Consider the following 25135-nt stretch of genomic DNA (forward strand, 5'->3'; position numbering starts at 1 on the left):
GGCGGAAACCCTCTCAAAGAGAATGTATGAATCGTTTGGTCTCTCTATTGCTAATTCCCATGTTCATGCTGGGGCAACCTTTGCCTCATTCGCATGCAGGGGCTTGCGTAGACCAAGCGGACGACCATGCCTCTCGTCCCCACGTTCATTTTGCACAGCATGACCATCACCATGGTCATTCGCACGCGGAACGTGAGAGTGAGACAGATTACCATCGCGATGATTCAGGCGTGGCGGATGCGGCTGATGATATCGCCGCGATCTTCGGGATGAATGGTCATGATGACGATGCTTTCTATCTTGCTAACTCAACACCGTCGCATCATCGACTGAGCATTGGCGGCGAGCAGAACCATTTCGCGGTTGTTCCATTCAACGTACCGGAACATCTCGGTTGTAGGCCTATGTCTGGTCCACAAATCTTGGTTCCGTTGCAGAGACGCTCTTCGCTGCCCATCTACCTTCTGACAGCCTCTCTACGGCTGTAGCGGACACGCCTCACCGATGCTCCGCGTTCTAGACGCTGTGTTTCGGCATCGGTGATCTTCTCAATGTGACTTTCAATTTGAGGCTCCTCCGTCGTTTGCGCCTGCGCGTTTGTTTCGGTGCTGCACCAGGGTCGTTGCGTGCCTCTTCTATCGGGAATTTTTAGATGAAACGTTTGGTTTCAATTGCCAAATCGCTGGTGGGTCCAGCGATTGTGGTCGCCGTATTGGTTATGGGGTGGACGTTCCGTAAGCAGTTGTTTCCGCAGCAGGAAACGACCGCCGCGTCGAAGGTTGATGCGCCGGGAGAGTCGGCCGAGAAGCAGACCGTCCTCGAAATCAGCGAACAGGCTCGAAAGAATCTGTCGCTCGTTTCCAAAGCCGCGCGGCCCCAATCGTACTGGCGCACTGTCGTGATTCCTGGAGAAGTTGCCGACCGTCCAGGGCTGTCCGATCGAGGAGTCACGTCACCAGCAGTTGGTGTCGTCACAGCGATCCATGCGTTTCCTGGCGACACGATGCGACCGGGAGAGCCACTGTTCTCCCTGCGTTTGTTCAGCGAATACCTACAGGCTACACAGACCCAGTTATTCAAGGCTCGACAAGAAACCACCATCGTTCAAGCCGAAATCGATCGCTTGTCTGGAGCGGTCAGCACTGGTGCTGTTTCTCGCTCCAAGATGATCGAACTGGAGAGCGAAATCAGTCGCCAAAGCACATTGATCCAAGCTTCTCGCCAAGAGTTGCTGACGCGAGGTTTGACGCCTGAGCAAGTGCAACAGATTGAATCTGGAACGTTCATTTCAACTGTCGACGTGGTTGCTCCGCCAGTGCGAGACTTTGACGCGCTCGCAAATCGCAAGGCACCTCAGGAAATTCAGCAAGTTAATTTCGTCAGTGAATTGGCTCAGGACCAACCAATTGCATACGAGGTTCAAGAGTTGTCAGTCGAACTCGGGCAGCAAGTACAAGCAGGCCAATTGCTTGCGAACTTGTCGAATCACCAGATGCTTTACATCGTCGGTCACGCCTTCAAACGCGAGGCGACGTTCCTGGAAAAAGCGGCACAGGAGAGGCGGCCGATTGAAATCGAGTTCGCCGAGGATGAGGAGGGGAGTTGGCCGGAACTGCAGCAGACGTTCAATATTCGTCATCTGTCGAATTCAATCGACAAGAACAATCGAACCTTTGACTTCTTTGTTCCGCTGTCAAATCAGTCGCGATCCTACGGCGACCAAGGCCGGGTATTCCTCGTTTGGCGTTTTCGCCCTGGCCAACGTGCTCGTATCCATGTCCCGGTGAAAAAGTTCGATGACGTGTTCGTGCTGCCCGCCGAGGCGGTCGTGCGAGAGGGACCAGAGGCATACGTGTTCCGGCAAAACGGCGATTTGTTCAAGCAGATTCCCGTTCATGTTGTGCACGAGGATCGACGCTCGGTTGTGATCGCCAACGATGGCAACATCACGGCAGGAGCGTACTTGGCACAGAACTCAGCCGCCTCGCTGAATCGAGTGCTCAAATCACAGTCGGCCAGTGGAAAAGAACCCGGCGTGCATGTTCACGCTGACGGAACCACGCATGCTGCGCATTGATTGAAGAATGAAGATTGTCGATTGAAGATTTGGGAAATCCAAGAACAGGGCATGAAGAATGAATGATTCGAAATTGAAGTCGCGGACGAAGCAGTTTGCGTTGCGGGTGATGAAGCTTGTTGGTGCGCTGCCTGACAATGCTGTCGGGCGTCCGATTAGTAGTCAATTGATCCGTAGTGCTACATCTGTTGGCGCGAATTATCGAGCGGCGTGTCGCGGTCGCTCCAAGGCCGAATTTGTTTCAAAGCTGAGCATCGTCATCGAAGAGGCAGACGAGAGTTGCTACTGGCTTGAACTAATCATCGAAGGCGAACTCCTGCCAAAAGAAAAGGTCGAATCACTTCTCGACGAAGCCAATCAAATTACGGCAATCATGGTCGCGTCGAGAAAGACCGCCAAAGGCGATCAATGATCCACGCCATAGCAATCTTCATTCTTCAATCGACAATCTTCAATGCTAGACGCAATCATCAAGTTTTCGCTCCGTTACCGCATGCTGGTCGTCGTCGTCAGTCTGTTTGTGCTGGTCTACGGATCGTACCTGGCGACTCAGATGTCGATCGACGTCTTTCCCGACCTCGACCGCCCTCGTGTCGTCATCATTACCGAAGCTCCCGGACTAGCGACCGAAGAAGTCGAGACGCTGGTGACGCAGCCGATCGAGATTGCGTTGATGGGTGCTAATGGCGTCCAGGCGGTTCGCAGTCAATCGACGGCGGGCTTGAACGTGATCTACATCGAGTTCGATTGGTCGACGGAAATTCGCGCTGCTCGTCAAACTGTCCAAGAAAGACTGTCCACGTTGGAGGGTATCTTGCCGGATGGAATTCGTCCGCAGATGACGCCACCGTCTTCGATCATGGGGCAGATCATTGTCGCGGGGATTTACCGGCAAAACGGTCCCAGCGGCGGACGTCTCGCACAGCTCGGCAACACCGACATGATGGCCGAAATGGTCATTGGCAAAGACGGAAAGTTTCAGATCATTGTTTGGACGCCGGTCGATCGGCATGACTTTTCGACTTGGAAGAAAGTTCAGCCACAGGAGATTCAATGGGATGATGATCCCAATACCGATCCACAGAATTCCCAAATCTCCGTCGGAACCGCCGAGATCAAAATCGAGGGCAAGTCACACGACGCACATTTTTACACCGACGCAAAACAACAACTTGAGCTGCGGACTGTCGCGGACTGGATCATTCGACCACGACTGTTGAAAGTCACCGGTGTCGCGGAAGTGTTCATGCTCGGCGGAGATCGCAAGCAGTACCAAATCCTGATCGACCCGACCGCGCTGCTCGAATACGACGTCACGGTTCAAGAGGTTGAACAGGCGCTACGAGCCAGCAACATCAACACGAGTGGCGGTTTCGCTGTCACGGGCGAGACCGAGCGACCGATTCGTATTCTTGGTCGCTTGGGACCGGAATCACGGGTCGTGATCGAAGACTTGAAGAAAGTCCCCGTCGGAAACCATCCCAAACGAGCTGTCTTATTGGGGCAAGTCGATCGCGTCACCGAGGGACCGCAATTCAAGCGTGGTGATGGAAGCGTCGACGGTCGTCCGGGAATCGTGTTCACAACCGTCAAACAACCTCACGTTGACACACGCGATCTGAGTGATGCGGTCGCGGAGGCATTTGTCGAGGTCGAGGCATCGTTACCAGCAGACATCATCGTCAACTCAGAACTGTTTCGCCTGAGAAACTTTATCGACCGAGGCATCTTCAATGTTGCCGAGGCACTGGTAGTCGGTGCGGTGCTCGTCATCATCGTGCTCTTTCTGTTCCTGCTGAACTTTCGCACGACGTTCATTACGCTCACCGCGATCCCGCTTTCGCTCGTTCTGACAACGCTTACGTTCCGCTTGATGGGTTGGATCAGTGGAACAGAGCTGTCCATCAACGTCATGACGCTCGGTGGTATCGCGGTTGCGATGGGCGAACTCGTCGACGATGCGATCGTTGATGTGGAGAACATCTTTCGTCGACTGAAGCAAAACAACCTTTTACCAGTCGAAAAACAGAAATCGTCACTCGTCATTACTTTCGAGGCGAGCAAAGAGATTCGCAGCTCGATCGTGTTTGGGACCGCGGTCGTGATTCTTTCCTTCATGCCGCTGTTCGCTCTGTCGGGCGTCGAAGGTCGATTGTTCACGCCGCTGGGCTTCGCCTACATCGTGTCGATTTTGTCGTCCTTCGTCGTGTCGATGACCGTCACACCGGTGCTTTCCTACTATCTGTTGCCGAACTCGCGTGCAACGCACCACGAAGGCGACGGGTTCTTGTTGCATGGGTTGAAAGCGATCGTAACTCATCTAATCCACCTCAGCATGGCGTTGCCGAAAACTTTGCTCATTCTGACATGGCTCGCTGTTGCCTTGGCCGCATGGCAAATGTCGACGCTTGGTCGGAACTTCTTACCGCCTTTTGATGAAGGCAGTATTCAAGTGAACGTGACCCTGCCTCCAGGATCGTCATTAGACGCATCCAACAAAGTCTCTGGAGCGATTGATTCCATCTTTCAGTCGATGCAAAAGACGGAGGAAAACCCAGATGGCGAGATTTTGCACTTCGTTCGTCGAACCGGTCGAGCGGAAATGGACGAGCATGCGTCGCCAGTTAACTTCGGCGAATACATCCTCAGTATGAATCCGGAGTCGCCGACCGAGCGAGAAGAAATCCTCGCGAGACTTCGGGAGAAAATCAGCGACGAAGCGCCCGGAGTGGACATTGAGGTCGAACAGCCTCTGGCGCACTTGATCAGTCATATGATTTCGGGCGTCTACGCCCAGATCGCGATCAAAATTCACGGTGACAATCTTGACACGCTGCAGCGAGTCGCCGAACAGGTCAAAGGAACCATCCAAGACGTGCCAGGTATAACGCCGCCCGTCGTTGAGCCGATCCAAGAAACCGCCGAACTACATATCGCCCTTCGCGCCGACGACTTGGCACTGCATGGACTGACTCGCGAATATGTCGCGGACGTTTTGCAAACAGCGCTACAGGGTGAAGTCGTTTCGCAAGTTCTGGAAGGCCAGCGTCGATTCGATTTGCTAGTGCGGCTGGAGGAAGAGTATCGCACCGACTACGCCAATCTCGATCGGCTTCGCATCGACTTGCCTGATCGCGAGGGGCAACCCGATCGGGGACAGATCGAACTTCACGAGGTTGCGGACGTGGGCGTCGGCACCGGTCCCAATTCGATTAATCGCGAGAACGCACGCCGTCGGATCGTCATTCGTTGCAATACCGAAGGCCGAGACTTGGCCGGTGCCGTGAACGATATCAAGAGCCGTATTAGCAACCAAGTCGAAATGCCCGTCGGCTATTTCATTGAATACGGAGGGCAGTTCGAGAGCCAACAACGCGCGACGCAACTGATCATCGTGCTCGCGGGCATATCGGTGATTGGCATGTTCGTCGTGCTCTTGATTTTGTTTCCGTCGATCCGAATCGTTTTGCAAATCCTAAACGCACTCCCCACGGCGTTCATCGGTGGAGTAATGGCACTCGTTATCACGCAGCAAAGTCTCACCGTTGCGAGTCTGGTCGGTTTTATCTCGTTAGGCGGCATCGCGGTTCGCAACGGCATTCTGCTGGTCACTCACTACTTTCACCTAATGAAGGAGGAAGGCGAAGAATTTACGCAGGAGATGGTGATGCGAGGCAGCCTGGAGCGACTCGCACCGGTTTTGATGACGGCGTTAACCGCTGGCATCGGACTGATACCGCTTGTGCTGGGTGGTCAAGAACCGGGCCGTGAAATTCTGTATCCAGTTGCCACTGTCATCCTCGGCGGACTGACGACATCGACCTTTTGTGAATTCCTCATTCACCCTGGACTGTTTTGGAAATTTAGCGGTAAGGATGCTGCACGGCTCGCAAAACTCGAAGACGTGGAGGACGAATTTATGTAATTGAAGAATGATGACTGAAGATTGCAGACTGAAACGTTGCAATCACACAACTCCCTCTAAACACCTCCCTTACGAAAGAAACAAAATGATGACTTTGAAAACCGCGTGTCAAAAATCTGCAATCTTCAATCTCCGATCGGCAATCGCATTGGCTTGCCTCTTGAGCTTTGTCGGTTGCACACAGGAAACAGCTTCGACCACAGCCCCGACAGACGACCATGGGCACGAACATGCTGACGGCGAAGAACACGATGACCACGGCGTTGCTGGCCATGGGCATGGTGCCGGACCTCACGACGGCGTCGTTGCCGATTGGGGCGGCGGAAAGTTCCATGTCGAGTTCATCGTCGACCACGACAAGCAAGAAGGAACGGTTTACATCTTCGGCGCGGATGAGAAAACACCGACGCCAATTGACGCAACGGAAATTGAGATGAGCATTACCGATCCGGTGATGCAAGTTTCACTCAAAGCGGCACCCCAAGAAAATGATCCTGCTGGCAAGGCATCTCGCTTCATTGGCAACCACGAAAAGCTTGGAGTCGTCCAAGAGTACGCTGGCACCATCTCGGGCGTTATCGACGGAACTCCCTACTCGGGTGACTTCCAAGAAGAAGCACACGGACATGAGTGATTGTCGCACGACGCTTCACGACCACTGTTTGACCGCATACGTAATGACGTCAACGGGTTCGCAAGTCATTGGTTTTCATTTGTCAGTTGGAAGTTTTCAATGCTAATTGTCAAAGCGTTGATCTCGGCAGCCGTGATCGTAGCGGTTGCCGAGATCGCTGGACGGATGCCGAGACTTGGCGCGTTGTTGTTGACACTGCCGATCATCAGCATCCTGGCGTTCATTATGACGTGGAACAAGGAACAAGACATGAACTCGATAGCGACTCTGGCTCGCTCGTCGCTTGTACTCGTTCCACTCGGGTTGCCGTTCTTCGTGCCATTCGCGATTTCCAATCGGACAGGTTTGTCCTTCTGGCCGTCGTTCGTGATCGGCATTCTTTTGGCGTCGATAACGATTGGCACGTGGTTTTGGGTTTCATCACCTCCCACTAACCGTCCATCTTCCATCGAAACTCATCAATAGATTCGGTGGGTGGCGATCGGCGTTTACGTCGGTCAGCGGTTCTGTCTGTGAATGCCTTCTATGACAGGACCGAAGGAGAAATCTTCCACCCACCTCCTTTCATTGTTCCGCCAAACCGGAACCAGACATGGTCCGGCGTTTCGGTCTGCATGTTCGTCTCCGTTGATTGTCGAGCAGGCGTGTCGACGTGTAGTCCACCGCTAGCGGCTATTCTCACAATGCCTTTCGACAGTTAAAACACGTGCTAGGAATTCACTCTTATCACTTCAGCAGGGACAACACCGTCATGGCAAAGAAGAAATCAGCTCCTAAGAAGAAGGCAGCTCCCAAGAAATCGACCGCAACTCAAAAGTCTTCCACACTTGGTGACATCTATAACCAAGTCGCTGCCCGCGCTGACACAAAAGGTGTGAAAATCAACGTCGCTGAGACCAAGCGAGTCCTGGCGTGCTTTTTTGACGTGCTCGAAGACTACAAACCGGCCGATGCGTTCGACTTCGTCGCCAAAGGTCTGAAGCGTGCAGGTACTCGGCGTCGCTAAGATGACGGCAAAGCAGGTTCTGTCGGCCCTGCGTGCGGTGGCTCGGCAAGATAAGGCAGCGTTCTTGCCGGGGTTCTTCAAGGCTGTGCCTGGCGGGTACGGTGAAGGCGATCGATTTCTCGGTTGCGTGGTGCCGGACCAGCGTAAGGTGGCTCGGCAGTTTCGTGATTTGTCGCGTGACGAGCTTGAGAAGCTGTTTGCGTCGCCTTGGCATGAGTGCCGGCTGACCGGAATGTTGATTCTGGTTGGTCAGTATGAGGCCGCCGCGAAGCCGAAGAATCCTCATCGCGATTTTGAATGCCGCGGGATCGTTGACTTCTACTTGGCGAACCTCGATGCGGTGAACAACTGGGACATCGTTGACACGACATCGCCGAAGATCCTTGGGGCATGGTTGGTGGAGCATTTCGACGAGCGACGTGTGCTCGATCGGCTTGCCGCCAGTGATGTATTGTGGGAGCGACGCGTGGCAGTCTTGGCTACTTTGTCGCTGATCAAGAACGACGAGTTCGAGGAGATCGTCGAGCTTGCCGAGCGTCTGATGGACGACGGACATGACTTGATGCACAAGGCGATCGGATGGATGCTTCGTGAAATGGGCAATCGCGACCAGCGGCAATTAGAAATGTTCTTGAAGAAGCATGCCAAGACCATGCCGCGAACGATGCTTCGTTACTCAATTGAAAAGTTGTCGAGGGAAGACCGAACGAAATGGATGAATCAGTGACCGGGCATTTTGTGGAGAGAGTCGAAACGATCGTGCGGGAACGAATGGAAGGTCAAACGGCCGGTCACGGCATGGATCATGTGTTGCGGGTGCTGGCATCGGCTCGCGCGATTCAAGCTGATGCCGGCGGCGATTTGGAAGTCGTCGAACTAGCGGCATTGCTGCACGATGTCGGTGATGCCAAGTTTCATGATGGCGTTGAGCGGAGTGCCGAGTTCGCTCTTGAGATCCTGAGTGGTCTGGGTGCGGAGGATGATCTGGTCGAACACGTCGCTCACATCGTCGACAACATCTCGTTTCGCAAAGGCGAGTCGGCCAAACCGTTATCGCTGGAAGGTCAGGTCGTTCAGGATGCCGATCGGCTGGACGCTCTGGGAGCGATCGGGATTGTGCGAACGATCGAGTATGGGGCCGCGTTTGGTCAGCCGTTCTACTTGGCCGACGCGGGCAATGCCAAAACGGGTGTCGGCCATTTTCATGACAAGCTGTTCAAACTCAAGTCGCTGATGAATACCGACGCTGGCCGGCGGATGGCCGAAGACAGGGAAGCGTTCATGCAAACGTTTCTGGATCAGTTCATGCGTGAGAACAAATGCTTATAGCGGAGCGGCGCAAGCCGCGCGGTGAGCCATCACGCGAAAAACCGGAGGGCTTGCGCCCTGCCGCTACATTTGTTGAGTTTCAATCGTGGAACGCTTTCGATCCTCCGAGGTCTTGAGCTTCCAGAACATACTGGATTGCCGCAGTCAACGAATCTTCATCGTTGATGTGCCGAACGCTTCCTTTTCGCGTCCACCAATGTTCGCGAGTTGTTGCATCTTTTAATTGCCGCTTGTGGGCATCGTCTTTGAGTTTTCGCTTCCCATACGATTTCAATTGGTCTCTGACTTGATCGCCGGCGTAATTCGGTGCTGACACAACGACATGGCAATGATTGGTGCGGCAGGAGACGGCGTGCAGTATCCAACTGCGAATTTCGCAGTGTTTGTAGATCACTCCTTCGACAATGTCTCGTTGTGACTGATCCAAAGTGACCGCAGTTTCAACCAACTGCTCGCGACACCAATCGGCAAGTAGTGGCTGCGCGATCTGTTCGCCCTTGTGCCATTTGGTCCAACCTCGATCATCGCCCGGCATCCAAGTTCCATAGCAGGTCCACGTGATGAATAATGCAAGTGGTTCCTGAGACATCATGACACGTCGCTGGGATTCAGAGCCGACCGCTACCCGGTGATCCACATTGTAGCGGAATGGCCCAAGCTGTCCGGTGCCCCGGTTTGAGCGTCGTGACACCGGAGGGCTCGCGCCCTTCCGCTAAATTGTCGAAGCTCAGTGCCGCTTCTGACTCTTCCAGGTGCCGCCGTATTGATAGTGCGGGTTGGCTGGCTTGACCTTTTCTAGGCAGGCCGGGCAGACGAAGATCCAGTCGCCGTCCTCTTCGATGCGAACTCGGTAGAGCACATCGTTCGTCTCGTTGCATCGTAAACACGATTTGGTGCGAATGCGTTTGATCTTCGCCACTTCGCTAGCCTCGCTGCGATTTGGCTCGGAAACGGCGTGGTTCATCGCCAGCGTTGGTTTCGGCGAACTTGGCCTCGTGCTTGGTCGTTCGCCCGTGCGTTCGCTTTCGCCACATTTTGAACGAGTTGGCCGTCATCTCTCGCCGCATTAGCTTGATCACATCGCCCGGCGTGAGGCCGAACTGGTCGCGGATCGCGTCGAAGCTGGTTCGATCTTCCCACGCCATCATGATGATGCGGTCGATCTGGCCTCGAGTGAGTTCGTCGCTGGATTCTTTGGGTTTGGGATCGGCCATGATTCAGTTCGTTTTGAGTTTGCCTCGCCACTGGAGGCTTTCGTGGTTCCAACGAGCAAGTATTTCGGTGTCTCCGGCGAGCAGGGTTTCGGCCAATGCGATCACTTGGGTGAGTTTTTCGTTGTTCAATTGTTTGTAGGCGACAAGGCGTCGGTCGAGATGGTCGTACCAACAGCCCTGAAACAATTGATCGAGGATGATTCGCATGAAGCAATGATCGTCCTTCACGATCCAACCGCCCAGCCTGGCCTTGGCAGGTAATTCCTTTCGGGTCAGTTCGAGATAGCGATCTTGAAGGTCGTAGCGATGCGGGTCGCCGATTTCATTTTCGATACTCATGCAGGATCATTGTCATCGGTCAAATGATTGCCTCGCTATTCCACACTTCACCCTCCCGGGGAGAGGGTGATAATTGTAAAGATGAAAGTTTAGCAGGCTGGCGGCTTCAGAAGCGTGTTCATGGCGTCGGGCCACCCACGGGCGAACAGATTTCGACGAGGTATCCGTTGGCGTCCCGAAGGTAGGAGACGGTTTGCCCCCAAGGTTGTTTCGTCGGAGGTTTGGCGGCGGCAGCACCCGCTGCAATGGCCTTGTCAAAGGCGGATTGCACATCGTCAGTGACCAAAGCCAATTCGACGCTTGGGGCATCCCCGTCCGAGGTCGTCTTTCGGTAAGCAAACCCGTGCGAGTCGGCGAGTTCTTCCGATGCAAACGCCAAAACCGTCTCTCCGGTTTCCATTTCTGCGTAGTCGCCACCTTCATGTGTGAAGCGACACTCCAAGCCAAACGCCGCTTCATAAAACGCGACCGCTTCGTCGACTTTCGGCACGTACAAAATGATGTATCCAAGTTTCATTTGTCTTTCGTCCGTTGATTGCTCTGAAAGGGGGTTCGTCTCGTCTCAAACGCACTGCACCAATCTTTATCCATTTGGTCGTGTGCGATGTGGTCACACGCTCTCTACGTTTGCTTCCTTGGGGATCAAGAAACCGAGATGGTGGCCGGCGTGCATCCACATGAATTGCTGCCAGTCTTCGACTTTCAATTCATTCAGGAAGGGATATTTTTCGATCGGTCCCTGAAACGCGTGTGCTCGTTCGATCGTTGCGATGCAGGCGTCGATAATCGCATCGTCGTCGTCGGCTCCATCGGACTTCGGTTTCAATCGATCCATGGTTGGACCGCTCGACATTTTGCGAGTTTTTAACATGCGGTTGAAAATCCATTTGATAATTGTCGCTCGCAAAATCCACGGCAGCCGAAAGCCAAATCCGTCCATGCCGCCCGACATCGTCGCCGTCAGGTGCTCGCAAACCTGGGTGAGGTTCCAGTTTTTCGTTCGAGAGTATCCGCCCGACCTCAGACGTTGAATCTCCGCAACGACTTCATCGGACGTGTGAAAGTCGAGCGAGCGTTTGGCTGAAGCGGCCATGAAACAGAGTCCAAGGAGGAGAGCGAAGTGCGGCATCACATTTCCAACACCCTACACTCAGTCTATGATGACCACGACGACGTGACTATTGCATCGGGTGCCGAGCCTCCTGGTGGTTAATCCTGTTGCCGGCGTGATGATCACGTGCTGGGAATCTTCAAGCGTCCTTCCATCACCGTCACGGCGGTGCCCGAAAGCTTGACGTGGTCATAGGCGATTTCGCAGTGGACAGTTCCGCCTCGTCGCGAAGCCTGGTAGCCGACCAGTGAAGTCTTCTGCAACTTAGTTGCCCAATACGGCGCGAGGCAACAATGGGCTGACCCGGTGACGGGGTCTTCGTTGATGCCGCAGCGAGGCGCAAAGAACCGCGAAACAAATTCGACGCCGTCGCGGTCGCTCGGTGCCGTGATCATCACTCCGCGAGTTTCGATTCTTGCGAGCTTGTTAAAGTCAGGGCTAGCCGACTCGACTGTGTTGGCATCATTGCAAACGACCACCAAGTCGAACTTTGTTTGCAGCACTTCACCCGATTCTACCGCAAGTGCCGAAAGCAGAAGCTTTGCCAACGCGGGATCGACATCATTGCTTGCCGGCGTCGAAGGAAAATTGAGCGTGATTCGTTCGCCTGAGCAAACGCACGGCAGTTCACCGCTTCGAGTTTGAAAGCGGATCGGTTCGTTGGGATTGACTCTTTCCTGTTCGAGCAATGTGTGAGCCGCAGCCAGAGTCGCGTGTCCGCACAGATCCACTTCGGTCGCCGGTGTAAACCAACGCAAGTGAAACGAATTGGGTTCATTCGCCGGGACCAGGAACGAGGTCTCTGACAAGTTCATTTCAGCAGCGACGTTTTGCAGCCACTCGTCGTCGGGATAGCGTTCGAGGACGCAAACCGCCGCCGGGTTACCGGTGAATGGCCGATCTGCGAACGCGTCGACTTGCCAGATGGGAACATTTTGCGGCGTAGTCATTCGATCTCGATTCGGATTTGGGTTTTCACAGAATTGGCGATGAAACATTCTTCATGAGCCTGGTCATGCAACCGACGCAGTTCAGCCGACTCCGGTTCGCGGTCGCCACCCCACTTCACTACCGGGCGAAGGGTAACAACTGCGATGAATGATTTACCCGCGTCGTTTTCTCGCATCTCTCCCGCCGCTTCGTCGATGTACTCTTCGACGACGAAGCCCGCTTTGGCGGCAATGGATAGAAACCACAACATGTGACAACTCGATAGCGACGCGACGAAGGCTTCTTCGGGGTCAACGGCACTCGCATCCGACATCGGGACCGGAACAATATCGGGTGACGAGGATGCCGCGATGGTCAAACCACCGTCAAAACTCCACGTGTGGCGTCGACTGTAGCTTTGCTTCGCAAAGTCATCCGCGGCGTTTGACCAGGATATGGTGGCAACAATCATTTGAAATGAAACTCATCCTGCTGAGTGGGCTCGGGAATGGTTGTTCGATCATCTAAACTGCGGTCTTTCAATTTATGGGCCGACGATTTGAAACGCCATGAGTGACTATCCCTACAACTTTGACGCCACAATTGTCACCTATGAGTTTGGCAAGATGAACAGTTCGGTCGTGTATGTACCGGACGGGGTCACGTCGCGATTAACATTCGGAAAGTCGAAGCGTTTGCGAATCGACGGCGAAATCGCTGGCATTCGGATCGAGGCGGCGTTGTTGCCGACGCGGGGCAAGTGGTGCTTGATGGTGTCGAAAAAGCTTCAAAAGCTGATCGGTGTCACGGTGGGCGATCATGTGTCGATCGCGTTTGAGGTCGCTGATCAGGACGCGATCACAGTTCCGATGGAGTTGCAGTACGCGTTGGAAGCGAACGATGCGGCTCGCGATGTGTGGGACAGTTGGACCGCCGGCAAGCGTCGCAGTTTTTGTTACCGAGTCAGTAACGCGAAAATGATCGAAACTCGTGAACGCCGGGTCGAAGAAGTCATTGACACGCTAATGGAGCACACCAAGTGAACGAGTCGGGCATCATCACTTGGCAAGAGTTCCAAAACGTGGACCTGCGAGCGGGAACGGTCACATTAGCTGACGAATTCCCCGAAGCTCGCAATCCGGCGTACAAGATCACGGTCGATTTCGGCCCCGAGATTGGCCTTCGCCGCACGAGTGCTCAGATCACCGCGAACTACACGAAGGAGGAACTGATTGGTCGACAAGTCATCGGAGTGGTGAACTTTCCGCCGAAGCAGATCGGCCCGATGATGTCGGAGTTTCTAATCGTCGGATTCTATCGCGACGACGGATCGGTCATCCTGGCGGTTCCCGACAAGTCGATCCCCAATGGAGCCGAATTGGCGTGATGAAAGGTTGAACGAGGAAGGATGAAGGATGAGTGAAGAAAATAGCCAAGTTGATTTGAAGACTCGGACTCGGGAGTTTGCTTTGCGTGTGATTCGGTTGTACTCGTCGTTGCCGAAGACGACCGAGGCGCAAGTGATGGGTAAGCAGGTTTTGCGGAGTGGCACATCGGTCGGGGCTCACTACCGTGAAGGAACGCGTGCTCGGTCCAATGCCGAGTTCATCAGCAAGGTTGAAGGCGGGCTACAAGAATTGGAAGAAACGCAATACTGGTTTGAATGGCTCGTCCAGTCCGGTGTCGTCAGCGAAGAACGCCTGGGACCACTCACGGAAGAAGCCAACGAGCTGACCGCGATCCTTGTCACTTGTGCCAAGAACGCACGACAACGCAAGTCCTAACTCATCCTTCATCCCTCCGCCTTCATACTTCCATCACGTCGACCAGCTTGGTGACGTCTTCTGTTCGGAAAGCGTCCAGAGCTTGGCGGCTGCTTCTCGATCCAGGGCGCATTCATCCAATTGGCATTCGCCAATGGGGCCGACTGTCTGGGCTCTTTTGGTCGGACCGTAAAGTCTTTCCGGTTCCACGGTTTCCTCCGTTGCACACATCACTTCAGGCCAGGAACCTTTTTCGGCGGATTGTGCGATCACTCGTGAGAGTATCGACCAGACGATTTTGTTGAAGGTGCTTGCCGTGTCCTTTAGCAAGTTGGTGCGCGACGCGCCGGGGTGGCAGACCTGGACGGTGACGTTCTTTCCGGCAGCTTCAACGCGGCGCTGCAATTCGTAGGCGAACATCATCTGGGCGAGTTTGCTTTGGGCGTAGGAATTCCAGGCGGTGTAGTTGTTGTCAAAATTGAGGTCTTCGAACTGGATTCTCTTCAGCCCCATTTTGTAGGCGTTGCTGCCGACAACGACGATCCGCCCCGAGGACTCTGCGATCCGATCGAACAACAGTCCGCAGAGTAGGAAATGACCAAAGTGGTTCACGCCAAGCTGGCTTTCAAAGCCGTCGACGGTGATCTCTTGTTTGGCAACCTGCGCGATGGCGGCGTTGCAGACAAGAGCGTCGATGCGGGGAACTTTCTTCAAGACGTCCGCCGCAGCTTCTCGTACGGAATCCAACTCCGCCAGGTCCATCCGCACGAACGTCACGTCAGCATCGCTGCCGAATTCCTGCTTCAGCTTCGCCATGGCGGCAGTAAACTTGTCGGCGCTACGATTCAGCATCACCACGCTTGCGCCTTTGGACAGGAACACTCGCGTCGCTTCAAATCCCGCGCCATTGTTGGCACCGGTGATGAGATACGTTTTGCCGGCCAGGGAGCCGATCCGCTCCGGCGTCCAGCCCTTCGGTCCAAAGTTTCTCTTGGTGGTCATGTTTATGCACCTTAGGAATCGTTCGGAAACAACTTCGGTATTTCTGACATTAGCGGTTGGGCGCGAGCCCTCCGGTAACGCACCGGGCGGCTTGCGCCGCTCCGCTAACAAAGAATCTATTTCCGAAACAATCCTTAGTCAGGGACGACCAATTGATTAGTGTCGTGATGGTAGTGGTCGCCATCTAACCGACCGAACCACTGAAACTTTAGTTCTCGACGACGACTTTTCCCATCGCTTTTCCGCTCTCCAAGCGAGCGTACGCTTGCCCGACTTGTTCAAGCGTGAACTGCTCTTCATCCAATACAGGCTTGAGTCCGCCGGACTCGCAAATCTGAGCTAGGTCGCGGAGTATTTCTGCGTGTTGCTCCCGCCGGAAATTGTGCAGCATCGGAATCAGCATAAAAACAACGTGCAACGACAAGCCCTTGAAGTGAGCGGGAGTCAAATCTAGCTCGCACATTGACACGGTCGTGGCGACTTGACCGTTCAGCGCGGCCGCTTCAAAAGAGTTCGTCAGGTTTGCACCGCCAACCGAGTCGAACACGACATCAAACCCCGCGCCGCCGGTGTGCTTGGCAACGTACTGCTCGACCGTTTCAGTTTTGTAGTTGATGCCAGTTGCACCAAGTTGTTCGATCAGGGCAAGTTGTTTCTCGCCGCCACCGGTCGAGTAGACTTCGGCGCCCCAGTGTTTTGCCAGTTGCAACGCGACATGGCCAACTCCGCCAGAACCACCATGCACGAGAACTTTCTGGCCTTGTTGGATGCCGGCGCGTTTCAAGCCTTCGTAGGCCGTGATCGCGACCAGCGGCAATGCGGCGGCTTCTCGCATCGACAGGTTCTTCGCCTTGTGGGCAATCAAGTTGCTGTCGGCAACGATGTACTCGGCCAACGTGCCAGGCAGGTCAGCCAACCCGCCGGCACAGCCATAGACTTCATCGCCAACTGAATAGTCTTTCACACCGTCGCCGACGGCCTCAACCGTTCCGGCGAAGTCCATCCCGAGAATGGCTGGCGTATCGGGCGACAAAGGTAAGTCCTTCCCCATGTTGCGAATCATCGTGTCGACCGTGTTCACGCTCGAAGCGGCGATCTTGACCAACACGTGGCCTGCCTTCACTTTGGGTTTCGCAATATCCGCAGCTTCAAAAGTCGCGTTTTCGCCATAGGCGTTGATGAGCATCGCTTTCATCTTGTTTTCCCTGTCTGCTTGAAACTGTTTGTCTTTGGCCGTCTCCATGCACATAATACGAGTACGACTGCAACGAACAAGTACGCACATTTCGGACACGTAGGCACAAAATGGATACCAAGAACAAGCCCCGGCACACCAGTTACGTGCTGCCCGCCTGTCCCGTTGAAGCGACGTTGGAGCTGATTGGTGGCAAGTGGAAAGGGATCGTACTCTTCTATTTGCTCGACGGCCGGCTTCGTTTCAGTGAACTCAAGCGGAAGATCGGTTGTGTCACACAGCGAATGCTAACCAAGCAGCTTCGCGAACTCGAAGCCAGCGGTTTGGTGAACCGAATCGTCTACGCCGAAGTGCCGCCGCGAGTTGAATACGAACTCACCGAAGAAGGCAAGTCGCTCAAGCCCGTGTTAAAGGCACTCAAGAAATGGGGTGAAGAGCACGCGATGGATTTGATCGCTGCACGTGAACAAGTAAGTGAATGATTTGGAGAGTTGATGACAATTTTGCGACTCTTTCATCCCGATGATTCGCCGTCCGTTTGGCAAATTCTCGAGCCCGTTTTTCGGGCGGGCGAGACGTATCCGTATTCGCCGAACATCACGCAATCGTTGGAATGAGACCACCGTCGACTCGTATTGGCGCTCCGTTGATCGCCGATGCGAGTGGGCTGGCAACAAACGCAACCATGTTGGCAATCTCTTCTGGTTCGATCAATCTCTGAATCAACGAGGTCGGCCGATTGTCTGCCATGAAACGTTTTTCGGCCGATTCATATGACTCATCCGGGAACAGATTGCTGACGAATTCCTTTACGCCTGGGGTCAACGTTGAACCCGGCATCACGGTGGTCACGGTAACTGAGCTTCCTTTGGTCAACTGAGCCAGACTACGTGAGACGGCAAGCTGAGCTGTTTTGGTCATCGCGTAGTGTGGCATTTCAGGAGCCGGCACGACGCCGGATTCGCTGCTGATGAAAATGATGCGTCCAGTGTTTTGCTCCAGCATTTGCTTGAGGTAATGCCGGGCAAGACGCACACCGCTCATCACGTTGATGTCGAAAATGTGTTGCCAGGCTTCGTCCGTCAGGTCGAAGAAATCGACCGCCTCAAAAATGCCCAAGTTGTTAACGAGGATATCAAGCTGTGGATGTTCGGCGATGGTTTGAGCGACACCTTCGACAGTCCCGTTGTCGGACACCAGTCCGACCAGGTCGGCCTTCGGATTGCTTTCGCGAATTGTGGTTATCGCTTTGTCAACGCTCGAATTGCTGCGACCGTTGATGATCGTGGTTGCCCCTTCGGCAGCCAAGCGAGTCGCGATCGCCAGGCCAATGCCACCGGTCGATGCAGTGACCAAGGCAGTTTTGTTGTTTAGTTTCAGGTCCATCGGATATTTGTCCTATTTGCGTCTTTGAAGAGTTTGTTTGATGACCAGATGACAGCACCATCTTGAGTTTATGGAAATGGCGACGTCGCATCTTGAACGATCTTGCGCGCAACCAAAAAAGCGGGCCGCTAGCTTCATTCGTTGATGTCACCCTATGCAGAGGCGCGAGACGGCTTGCGACTTGAGTCAAGAGGACCCAACTGTGCTAATGGCCCTGGAATAGGTTCCGGGCGGAACACCAATGAGCCGTTTGAAATGTCGCGTGAAGTGCGATTGGTCCGTGAAACCGACGGCGTAGGCGACATTCGCCGGTGTCTCACCGGCCATCAGCATCTGCTGCGCGCGACGCACTCGGACTTGAGAGAGATAGACCTGGATAGGCATTCCGACCTCTTTGGAGAAGACGCGGCTTAGATACGGGGCCGAAGTCCCTGCCAATTCAGCGAGTTCGTGAAGAGAGACGTTCTCATTGAATCTTGCTTCCAAGCTGTCCTGGACTCGGCGGATGTTCGCACGTTCTTCCTTCTTTGGTATGTCGGGCAATGATGCGTGTCGAACCAGGACTTCACAGATTGCATCATAAAACGCAGATTCCTGTTCCAACTGCGAAGCTCCGTCGTCCATCGCCCGGTGAGCCTGCAAAACGAGTTCTGCAAGTTGAGAATCGTCGATGACCGGAGGCAGCAACAAGGGTTCGATATCACCATTGCGGTCAAACGCTTTTACGATGCTTGCGATGACACTTGGGGCAGCATAGAGATACCGCCATGCCCCTGTCGCTGTGCACGTATGCGCCTCATTGGGGTGGATGACAAGTAGCTTTCCCGGTCCAGTGTGGTATCGCTCGCCCCGATAGAAGAACGTGCCCGTCCCGCCTTCGGAGACGCCCAGTTTGTATTCGGGGTGTGAGTGACGCGGCCAAGTGTGTTTGACCGACTCCCACTGATGGATTGTTATTTCGTCGTCAGCAGAACCGCGAACTTTGAAATGCTTCACCTTGAATTCGGAAGCCATTCTATCCTCGCTGGCGATTAAACAACTTGAAACCTGACAGGCAGTCTACGTCGCACAGTTGACGCGAGCAACCAAACGCTGACGCAGTGGACGAGACCTTGAGTCCCTCCACTGGTTATCGAAAAATCGGAATCGTTCGGCTACCGTCGACGATGACTTTGTTGTTTATAGACGTTACTGCGAGCGATGTGATTGTTTGACCAAGTCACTCAATACACGCATCGCGTCTTCCGCTCTTTCAGACGGGACAAAAAGGTGGTCATGATAACAGGCTGAGATTGCATTGACGCTGATGCCGTGTTCTGCCAGCTTTTCAGTTACGATGGCAAGGAAACCGATCGCCTCAAGGCTGGAGTGCACTTTAAGAGTGATCTTCCTGCAAGGAAAAGTGAAGTCGAGATGGTTCGCTTCCGCTTCGTCCTTCGCAAGAATCAGCGTCAAACCCTCCTCTTCAAGAAACTGTCCGATGGGGGAAAGGCTAAGTTCGGACGCGACTGCCGGTTCCAATGAGCAAAACACAAATTCGCCATCTTGCAGTTCCGGCCGCATGTTTTGCAGCAATGTCAGCAGATTCGCTTCGCCGTTCATCTGTTTTCCCATCGTGTTTCTGCAGCGGTTGGAGCTGAATTCATTCCCGTAGCTCGCGTGCGACGGTGAGGTAGTAGTTGCGAGCGGTTGCGTTGACCATGTTGCGAGCCAACTTCGTCAAAGCATCGGCTTTGATTTGTTTTGCATCGCGGTCGTTCTTGTCGAGGGCCAATAGATGGTCTGCGAGTTGCGTGGCCCATTGGTTGTCATCGTTCGCGAGCGCGTCTTTGGCCGCAGAGACCAGTTTCTCTTTTCCACCCGCCAACTTGGCAACACGCTCTGCTTCTGATTTCAACGTCAGGCGAAACAGATTGGATGGGTTGCCGTCGAACCAGCCAAAGTACTGGCTGAAGACGGTCCGCACGCCCCATTCGGGATGCCCGTAAAACGGTTGCAAATAGTCTTTGCTGGCGAGGCGCTCAGGAAGCTGCACGTACTCAACCAACTCATCCGGCGTCATTCCCTTGTTCATTCCCTCGACGGTTTTGTCGTGGATGAACTGAACGGCATCACGGTAATCGCCGAGGACTTGTTTGACTTCGTCTGCTCCGACAATCGGTTTGGTGTGGCCACCGACCAAGGCGACCGCATTGTTGGCAGACATATTAGTGAGGCTGTCGGCCCACAGGCGAACGCTACGGTTGGGAGTCCCTCGAATCGCGTACAAGTTTGGAAACGATCGGTAGAAATTGTCGCCAGCGAAGAGTACTTTGCCAGCCGGATACCAGACGAACAGTTCGTCGTTGGTCTCACCGGGTGCTGACACGAGTTCAAGTTCAACTCCGGCCACGTTGATCGTCTGCCGATCTCCTTCGAGAAAGTGTGACGGTTTCGACTCCGCACCTGACGCGAACGCGTGGCCGCCGCTCTTGGGGTATCGAACCGGGGCGACGCCGTTGTTGATCCGTTGCTCCGGTGGCAACTTGAATCCAGCTTGCCTTGCTGCTCGGACTGATTGAAACGTAACACCGGCATCCGTCAATGGACGGTATTCGCTTCCGAAGTTGTTGTGAGCCCAGATTTGCGGTCGCTCTGCTCCAAGAAACGAAGTCACACCGCCGGTATGGTCACCATGTGAGTGCGTGAAGATGATCGCCTTGACCGGTTTGTCGGTGATCTTGCGAAACTCCGCCACGATGCGATCGGCGTCGTCTCGCGTCATTCCCGTATCGACAATGACAACGCCATCGTCACCAACGATCATCGAAACGTTCGCCGGACTGAATCCGACTGCGACGTGGACTTTATCGGCGACTTTGACGATTTGTTCTTCAAACTGTTTCGATTGTTGCGTCAGCTTTCGGGTCGCAGCATTGTCTTGTGCAAAAACGGGGGCCGCTACGAGCAGCAGGATCAATGGAAGGAAGAGTCGGTTCATTTTGGTTCTCTCTGTTGATGGGTTAAACGCGTCGTTGAATTCGTGGCTCGGCGATCTCCGGCTATTCTGCCAAGCGGAAGCCGGAGAACTGCCAGCGTGCGTCCGCTGGGAAAAAGTTTCGGTATGTGTCGCGAATATGCGACTGCGACGTTGCCACGCTTCCTCCACGCAGGACGTATTGATTGCACATGAACTTTCCGTTGTACTCGCCGATCGCACCGGGCGGCGGGCGGTAACCGGGATAGGCTTGATAGCTACTCGCAGTCCACTGCCAAACGGAACCAAAAAATCCACCCGATGACAACGTCGGGTGAATGGCGTAGCCGCCTGCGAACAACTTGTCAGCGAATTGGCCCGTATTAGCTTCTGCACGCGTCTCGGTGAGACTTCGACATGCGACCTCCCATTCAAATTCGGTGGGGAGTCGTTTGCCAGCCCATCGTGCGAACGCATCCGCCTCAAAATAGCTGACATGACAGATGGGCCAATCGGGATCGACCGGCGTAAGCCCTGCCAATGTGAATTGCATCCATCGACCATCTCGGCGCATCCAGTAGAGCGGTGCGTTCCAACTCCGTTCCTTGACCGCGTTCCAGCCGAGTGAGAGCCATAACTCCGGTCGCTCGTATCCCCCATCGTTGATGAACTCAATGAACTGTCCACAGGTCGTCAAATTCAACGAGATACGAAATGCCGGAAGAAATACCGTGTGACGAGGCAGTTCATTGTCGAAACAAAACCCATCTCCATCGTGTCCGACGTCGTATTTGCCATCGGTGATCTCTGCCCACGAATCCGTCGTCCCATTTGACGGCGCAAACTCGCGGTCTTCATACACGGGCAACATCGGATTGGACGCCAACGCATTCTTGATGTCCGTAAGGATCAACTCCTGATGCTGTTGTTCGTGGTTCAAACCTACGGTGATCGTTTCAGCATGCCGAGCAACGAAGTCGGGCGATTGCAATCGGCTGAGCAACTCCCGATCAACGTAACGGCGATACTCCCGAATGCAATCAAGTCCAGGCCGCGAGATCGTTCCCCGGTTGGGTCGGGGGAATTGCTCGCCAATCGCGTTGTAATAGGAGTTAAACAGATAGGAAAAGTGCTTGTCAAATACCGTGTAGTCCGCTTCTTGTTTCAGTACGAACGTTTCAAAGAACCATGTTCCGTGTGCGAGATGCCAACGCACTGGGCTCGCATCCTCCATCGACTGCACCATGCAGTCTTCCGGCGAAAGCGACGCCGTGATGCGATCGGTAAACCGCCGAACACTCTCGAATTGTTTGCTCAAGCTCGAATCCGCAGCGTTCTCATTCATCTGCCGCTCCGTCTAGCACAAGATGCAGCAAGCCGAACAGGCCTTCGCTGTCCGTCCACTGTTGGTGCAAGCTGAAACCATGCGGCCTAGCCAGTTCGGCGAAACCCTCGATGCTATACTTGTGCGAATACTCGGTCAGAATCTTCTCGCCTTTCGCAAAATTAACGACTGTGTCTCCGACCATCACGTTTTGATCCACAAGACTGACAATCGAAATTTCGATGCGATGATCCGTCGAGTTGTAGATCGCTTTGTGCTGAAAGTTGGGCAAGACGAAATCACCATTTAGCTCACGGTTGATACGCTCCAATAAATTCAAGTTGAATTTTGCGGTAACGCCTTGAGAATCATCGTAGGCAGCGACAATGGTGGACACATCTTTTTGAAGATCAATGCCAATCAGCAACCCACCTTGGGGGCCAAGCAATTTGGCGATCGACGCGAGAAGTCCTGCTGCCTCTTCCGGCGTGTAGTTGCCAATCGTCGATCCCGGGAAATAGAGGGCCACGTGCGAATAGGGGGCCTTGGTTGTCGGCAGCGAAAACGGTTTCGTAAAGTCAGCGACCACAGGACAAATCTCGATTCTAGGATAGCTTGAACGCAAGTCGTCGGCTGTCATCAAAAGATGTTCTGCTGAAACGTCGACTGGCACGTAGGCCACCGGATCAATCAGTGCATCCAGCAGAATTCGAGTCTTGATCGAACTGCCGCTGCCGAATTCAATCAGCATGACACGCCGATCAATTTGGTGTGCGATCGCGTCTGCGTTTTCACTCGTGATGGCGAGTTCCGTTCGCGTCAGATAGTACTCGTCGAGTTCGCAGATCTCATCAAACAGTCTTGATCCGGCACCATCATAGAAGTATTTGCAAGGCAGCGTTTTTTTCGGTTTCTGAAGTCCTTCGAGGACATCGGCAAGGAAGTTCTCGCTGGTCTGCTTTTGTTCGAGCGTATTGATGGTGTCGGTCCTGTTGAATCAATGTTGACGAGGAGAAGATACAGAGGCACCGGCGGTGCTACGCCTGTGCTGAGTTAGCCTTGAGCCGGTCGAAGTACGCATGCCAACCTTGATGCTTGCGACCAGCAGCAAGGCAAAAATGGCTTTCGTTATTCATGGCTCCGTTGCGGATGCCTTCATAGATGCCCGCAATTACCGTGCCGAGGAACTCGCCGAGTTCTGCAATGCGGTCTTCGCGATACTCGCCAACTGTCATGGTGCGATATTTCAGCTCCGTACCATACGCGTCGTTCAAGTACTCGGCCAACTTTCGCTGTGTGATCGCTTCGCCGTGCAGATTGTACGTCTGGCCGTCGTGCTTCGATTCCGTCAACATGCGGGCGTAGGCAAAGGCCAGTTCGCCGCGAGTTGTGTAGCCGCACTTTGCGTCACCAGCGCAGTTTGCAATCTCACCACGTTGTTTGTAGGTCTCGATGTACTCGACATCTGGTTCAATATAGATACCGTTGCGACCGATCACCCACTGAAGGCCGCTGTCGCGAACGTCTTCTTCCGTCTGGCGATTACTTTGGACAACAGGTGAGAACGCAGTGCCTTCTTCTGCGCCTTGAATGCTGGTGTAGACAATCTTACTAACACCCGCCTCCTTGGCAGCTTCGATGACGTTGCGATGTTGACCAATACGCTTCGTGGGAGCGTCCATTCCAGAAACGAGTAACAATGCGTCGATACCGCGAAGTGATTCCCGCAATTGATCGCGCAACGTGTAGTCGCCCTGGCGTACTTCGACACCGAGCGATTCGGCTTTGCTAGGAGTGCGTGCAAGTCCGATAACGTTCTCTTTGCCGACGATTTCAACGGCGGCGTGGACAATTGATCCGCCCAAGTTTCCGCTGGCGGCAGTGACGGCAATTTTTGTCATTGAATTCTTCCTACTCATAGATTTGTGCGTGGTCGACGAGGGTAAGCTACCAACTGATCGCTGCCCGTTGGCTTGGGCTTGTCCAATTCAACATCGAGCAACGACTTCGGATCGTCGATTGGCAAGTATCGAGTGAGTGCAACAGCTCTCATCTTATTCTGCTGTGTGAGGATTCCATTACTGCTGAGTTGCTCTTCGAAAAAATCGGCGGATCAATCGTCGGATTCCAAGCGTCACCAGAGCCGGCACGCCCATTAAAATCGCAATTTTCAGCAGGGGACCAATGAACCGGATTGCCCCACTGGGATCACTTCCTTTCACCCCCTCGCCAACATCGGACGCGGCCCCCGCCCTCATTCCCGCCGCCCACTGAGTCTGATCGAGTGGTGCGATTAGTAACACGACGATGGAAGCAGCGACCACGATGAACAGGATTGGCCGAATGGTCTCGCGTAACGCTGGCATTACGGATCAACTCCTTCCGCGGCGCTAGATTGTCTAAGTCGGTGCAAAACATACTTTTTGACATTGGTCGCAATCCATTTCCAGTGCATCGCTAAATGGATTCCAATCACGAGCATCAGAAGGTTGGCACTGATGTCATGGATAGCGGACCAAAATGGGTCAATCGTGAAACGAATTCCCAGTGCTGGCAACGCCGCTTCCGAAATGACCACTCCTGAAAAAGTCGCCGTCACAAACAGGAAAAACAGCATCCAGTCCAGCACATAATTGAAACGAGCGTGACCGGGAGTCGGATTGAAAAAGCGTCGAGTCGTGTTGACAATCCACTGCCAAGCGAAGATTAGATGCAGGAAAAATGGAATGATGATCAGGAAGCTCGCCCACTCATGGACCGTGATTCCAGTCGCCTGCGGCGCGAGCACCAGTACCATGCCGACAAACATGCAGAGATCGAGCCAAACGCGTACTCGCGCGGCGTTCGCCTTTCCTTTCTGAGTGGTTTCTTGTTTCGTCGCGTAAATCTCACTGGTCCCTTTATGACGCATCGCTTAATTGAAGACTGGCTCGGCAAGTCGTTG

32 protein-coding genes are annotated in these 25135 nt (G+C 54.0%); 13 read left to right on the forward strand and 19 right to left on the reverse strand.

Features of this window, described 5'->3' with window-relative positions; translation table 11 throughout:
* Positions 1–26 precede the first annotated feature (26 nt).
* From Poly59_RS26235 to Poly59_RS26275, 9 genes are all read left to right on the forward strand, one after another.
* Entirely contained in the window at positions 27–488 is a 462-nt protein-coding gene (locus Poly59_RS26235; protein WP_146537083.1) for a hypothetical protein, read from the forward strand.
* Positions 489–652: 164 nt separating this feature from the next.
* A complete protein-coding gene (locus Poly59_RS26240) occupies positions 653–2077 on the forward strand; it encodes an efflux RND transporter periplasmic adaptor subunit (RefSeq protein ID WP_146537084.1) in 1425 nt (474 codons plus the stop codon).
* Positions 2078–2135: 58 nt separating this feature from the next.
* Positions 2136–2489, forward strand: a complete 354-nt coding sequence (locus Poly59_RS26245; RefSeq protein WP_146537085.1) for a four helix bundle protein — start codon at positions 2136–2138, stop codon at positions 2487–2489.
* 42 nt (positions 2490–2531) lie between these two features.
* Positions 2532–6002 (forward strand): efflux RND transporter permease subunit, encoded by a 3471-nt coding sequence (locus Poly59_RS26250; protein ID WP_146537086.1) that lies wholly within the window; start codon positions 2532–2534, stop codon positions 6000–6002.
* A gap of 85 nt (positions 6003–6087) precedes the next feature.
* Positions 6088–6636, forward strand: a complete 549-nt coding sequence (locus tag Poly59_RS26255) for a hypothetical protein (protein ID WP_146537087.1) — start codon at positions 6088–6090, stop codon at positions 6634–6636.
* Positions 6637–6735: 99 nt separating this feature from the next.
* Positions 6736–7101: a DUF3147 family protein gene (locus tag Poly59_RS26260; RefSeq protein ID WP_146537088.1), complete on the forward strand. Its 366-nt coding sequence runs from the start codon at positions 6736–6738 to the stop codon at positions 7099–7101.
* Between the two features lie 286 nt (positions 7102–7387).
* Positions 7388–7642, forward strand: coding sequence for a hypothetical protein (locus Poly59_RS26265; RefSeq protein WP_146537089.1), 255 nt, complete (start codon positions 7388–7390; stop codon positions 7640–7642).
* A complete protein-coding gene (locus Poly59_RS26270; RefSeq protein WP_222436173.1) occupies positions 7620–8369 on the forward strand; it encodes a DNA alkylation repair protein in 750 nt (249 codons plus the stop codon). The genes Poly59_RS26265 and Poly59_RS26270 overlap by 23 nt, the downstream gene beginning before the upstream one ends.
* A complete protein-coding gene (locus Poly59_RS26275) occupies positions 8354–8971 on the forward strand; it encodes an HD domain-containing protein (protein WP_146537091.1) in 618 nt (205 codons plus the stop codon). Before Poly59_RS26270 ends, Poly59_RS26275 begins: the two co-directional genes overlap by 16 nt.
* A 79-nt stretch (positions 8972–9050) precedes the next feature.
* Here Poly59_RS26275 and Poly59_RS26280 read toward each other — a convergent pair whose 3' ends face one another.
* The 8 genes from Poly59_RS26280 to Poly59_RS26315 all read right to left on the reverse strand — a co-directional run bounded on the left by Poly59_RS26280 (position 9051) and on the right by Poly59_RS26315 (position 13037).
* Positions 9051–9662, reverse strand: a complete 612-nt coding sequence (locus tag Poly59_RS26280) for a transposase (RefSeq protein WP_246151951.1) — start codon at positions 9660–9662, stop codon at positions 9051–9053.
* A gap of 36 nt (positions 9663–9698) precedes the next feature.
* On the reverse strand, positions 9699–9935 hold the full coding sequence (locus Poly59_RS26285) for a hypothetical protein (RefSeq protein ID WP_222436199.1): 237 nt from the start codon (positions 9933–9935) through the stop codon (positions 9699–9701).
* Positions 9895–10185 (reverse strand): TIGR03643 family protein, encoded by a 291-nt coding sequence (locus tag Poly59_RS26290; RefSeq protein WP_146537092.1) that lies wholly within the window; start codon positions 10183–10185, stop codon positions 9895–9897. The genes Poly59_RS26285 and Poly59_RS26290 overlap by 41 nt, the downstream gene beginning before the upstream one ends.
* Positions 10186–10188: 3 nt before the next feature.
* Positions 10189–10524, reverse strand: coding sequence for a hypothetical protein (locus tag Poly59_RS26295; protein ID WP_146537093.1), 336 nt, complete (start codon positions 10522–10524; stop codon positions 10189–10191).
* 118 nt (positions 10525–10642) lie between these two features.
* The gene (locus Poly59_RS26300) at positions 10643–11041 is read right to left on the reverse strand and encodes a VOC family protein (RefSeq protein WP_146537094.1); all 399 of its coding nucleotides are present in this window, start codon (positions 11039–11041) and stop codon (positions 10643–10645) included.
* Positions 11042–11134: 93 nt separating this feature from the next.
* Positions 11135–11617 carry a DUF1569 domain-containing protein gene (locus Poly59_RS26305; RefSeq protein ID WP_146537095.1) on the reverse strand — a complete coding sequence of 161 codons (483 nt, stop codon included), beginning with the start codon at positions 11615–11617 and terminating at the stop codon, positions 11135–11137.
* A 140-nt stretch (positions 11618–11757) separates the two neighbouring features.
* The gene (locus Poly59_RS26310) at positions 11758–12585 is read right to left on the reverse strand and encodes a PhzF family phenazine biosynthesis protein (protein ID WP_146537096.1); all 828 of its coding nucleotides are present in this window, start codon (positions 12583–12585) and stop codon (positions 11758–11760) included.
* A complete protein-coding gene (locus tag Poly59_RS26315; RefSeq protein ID WP_146537097.1) occupies positions 12582–13037 on the reverse strand; it encodes an OsmC family protein in 456 nt (151 codons plus the stop codon). Before Poly59_RS26315 ends, Poly59_RS26310 begins: the two co-directional genes overlap by 4 nt.
* 97 nt (positions 13038–13134) lie before the next feature.
* On the opposite strand from Poly59_RS26315, the gene Poly59_RS26320 reads away from it, so the two are divergent.
* The 3 genes from Poly59_RS26320 to Poly59_RS26330 are packed head-to-tail and all read left to right on the forward strand — an operon-like array spanning position 13135 to position 14349.
* Positions 13135–13608, forward strand: coding sequence for a YdeI/OmpD-associated family protein (locus Poly59_RS26320; protein WP_146537098.1), 474 nt, complete (start codon positions 13135–13137; stop codon positions 13606–13608).
* The gene (locus Poly59_RS26325) at positions 13605–13952 is read left to right on the forward strand and encodes a tRNA-binding protein (protein ID WP_246151952.1); all 348 of its coding nucleotides are present in this window, start codon (positions 13605–13607) and stop codon (positions 13950–13952) included. The genes Poly59_RS26320 and Poly59_RS26325 overlap by 4 nt, the downstream gene beginning before the upstream one ends.
* Before the next feature lie 28 nt (positions 13953–13980).
* A complete protein-coding gene (locus tag Poly59_RS26330) occupies positions 13981–14349 on the forward strand; it encodes a four helix bundle protein (protein WP_146537099.1) in 369 nt (122 codons plus the stop codon).
* A gap of 33 nt (positions 14350–14382) precedes the next feature.
* On the opposite strand, the gene Poly59_RS26335 is transcribed toward Poly59_RS26330, so the two are convergent.
* Together Poly59_RS26335 and Poly59_RS26345 are read right to left on the reverse strand one after the other, a co-directional pair.
* Positions 14383–15330 carry an SDR family oxidoreductase gene (locus Poly59_RS26335; RefSeq protein ID WP_146537100.1) on the reverse strand — a complete coding sequence of 316 codons (948 nt, stop codon included), beginning with the start codon at positions 15328–15330 and terminating at the stop codon, positions 14383–14385.
* A 208-nt stretch (positions 15331–15538) separates the two neighbouring features.
* The gene (locus Poly59_RS26345) at positions 15539–16525 is read right to left on the reverse strand and encodes a zinc-dependent alcohol dehydrogenase family protein (protein WP_146537102.1); all 987 of its coding nucleotides are present in this window, start codon (positions 16523–16525) and stop codon (positions 15539–15541) included.
* A gap of 110 nt (positions 16526–16635) precedes the next feature.
* On the opposite strand from Poly59_RS26345, the gene Poly59_RS26350 reads away from it, so the two are divergent.
* Entirely contained in the window at positions 16636–17007 is a 372-nt protein-coding gene (locus tag Poly59_RS26350; RefSeq protein WP_146537103.1) for a winged helix-turn-helix transcriptional regulator, read from the forward strand.
* A gap of 115 nt (positions 17008–17122) precedes the next feature.
* Here the strand turns inward: Poly59_RS26350 and Poly59_RS26355 are convergent, their stop codons facing one another.
* From Poly59_RS26355 to Poly59_RS26395, 9 genes are all read right to left on the reverse strand, one after another.
* Entirely contained in the window at positions 17123–17911 is a 789-nt protein-coding gene (locus Poly59_RS26355) for an SDR family NAD(P)-dependent oxidoreductase (protein WP_146537104.1), read from the reverse strand.
* Between the two features lie 186 nt (positions 17912–18097).
* Complete coding sequence (locus tag Poly59_RS26360; protein WP_246151953.1) at positions 18098–18925, reverse strand: helix-turn-helix domain-containing protein; 828 nt, start codon at positions 18923–18925, stop codon at positions 18098–18100.
* Between the two features lie 174 nt (positions 18926–19099).
* A complete protein-coding gene (locus Poly59_RS26365; protein ID WP_146537105.1) occupies positions 19100–19513 on the reverse strand; it encodes an ACT domain-containing protein in 414 nt (137 codons plus the stop codon).
* 40 nt (positions 19514–19553) lie between these two features.
* A complete protein-coding gene (locus Poly59_RS26370) occupies positions 19554–20891 on the reverse strand; it encodes an alkyl/aryl-sulfatase (protein ID WP_146404836.1) in 1338 nt (445 codons plus the stop codon).
* Between the two features lie 61 nt (positions 20892–20952).
* Positions 20953–22212 (reverse strand): ergothioneine biosynthesis protein EgtB, encoded by a 1260-nt coding sequence (gene egtB, locus Poly59_RS26375; protein WP_146537106.1) that lies wholly within the window; start codon positions 22210–22212, stop codon positions 20953–20955.
* Entirely contained in the window at positions 22205–23170 is a 966-nt protein-coding gene (egtD, locus tag Poly59_RS26380) for an L-histidine N(alpha)-methyltransferase (protein ID WP_146537107.1), read from the reverse strand. Before egtD ends, egtB begins: the two co-directional genes overlap by 8 nt.
* A 58-nt stretch (positions 23171–23228) precedes the next feature.
* Positions 23229–24092 carry an SDR family oxidoreductase gene (locus tag Poly59_RS26385; RefSeq protein WP_146537108.1) on the reverse strand — a complete coding sequence of 288 codons (864 nt, stop codon included), beginning with the start codon at positions 24090–24092 and terminating at the stop codon, positions 23229–23231.
* A gap of 177 nt (positions 24093–24269) precedes the next feature.
* Positions 24270–24557 (reverse strand): hypothetical protein, encoded by a 288-nt coding sequence (locus tag Poly59_RS26390; protein ID WP_011123289.1) that lies wholly within the window; start codon positions 24555–24557, stop codon positions 24270–24272.
* Positions 24557–25102 carry a DUF4405 domain-containing protein gene (locus Poly59_RS26395; RefSeq protein ID WP_011123288.1) on the reverse strand — a complete coding sequence of 182 codons (546 nt, stop codon included), beginning with the start codon at positions 25100–25102 and terminating at the stop codon, positions 24557–24559. Before Poly59_RS26395 ends, Poly59_RS26390 begins: the two co-directional genes overlap by 1 nt.
* Between the last annotated feature and the right edge of the window lie 33 nt (positions 25103–25135).

The sequence above is a fragment of the Rubripirellula reticaptiva genome (assembly GCF_007860175.1).
GTDB classification, from domain to species: Bacteria; Planctomycetota; Planctomycetia; order Pirellulales; family Pirellulaceae; genus Rubripirellula; species Rubripirellula reticaptiva.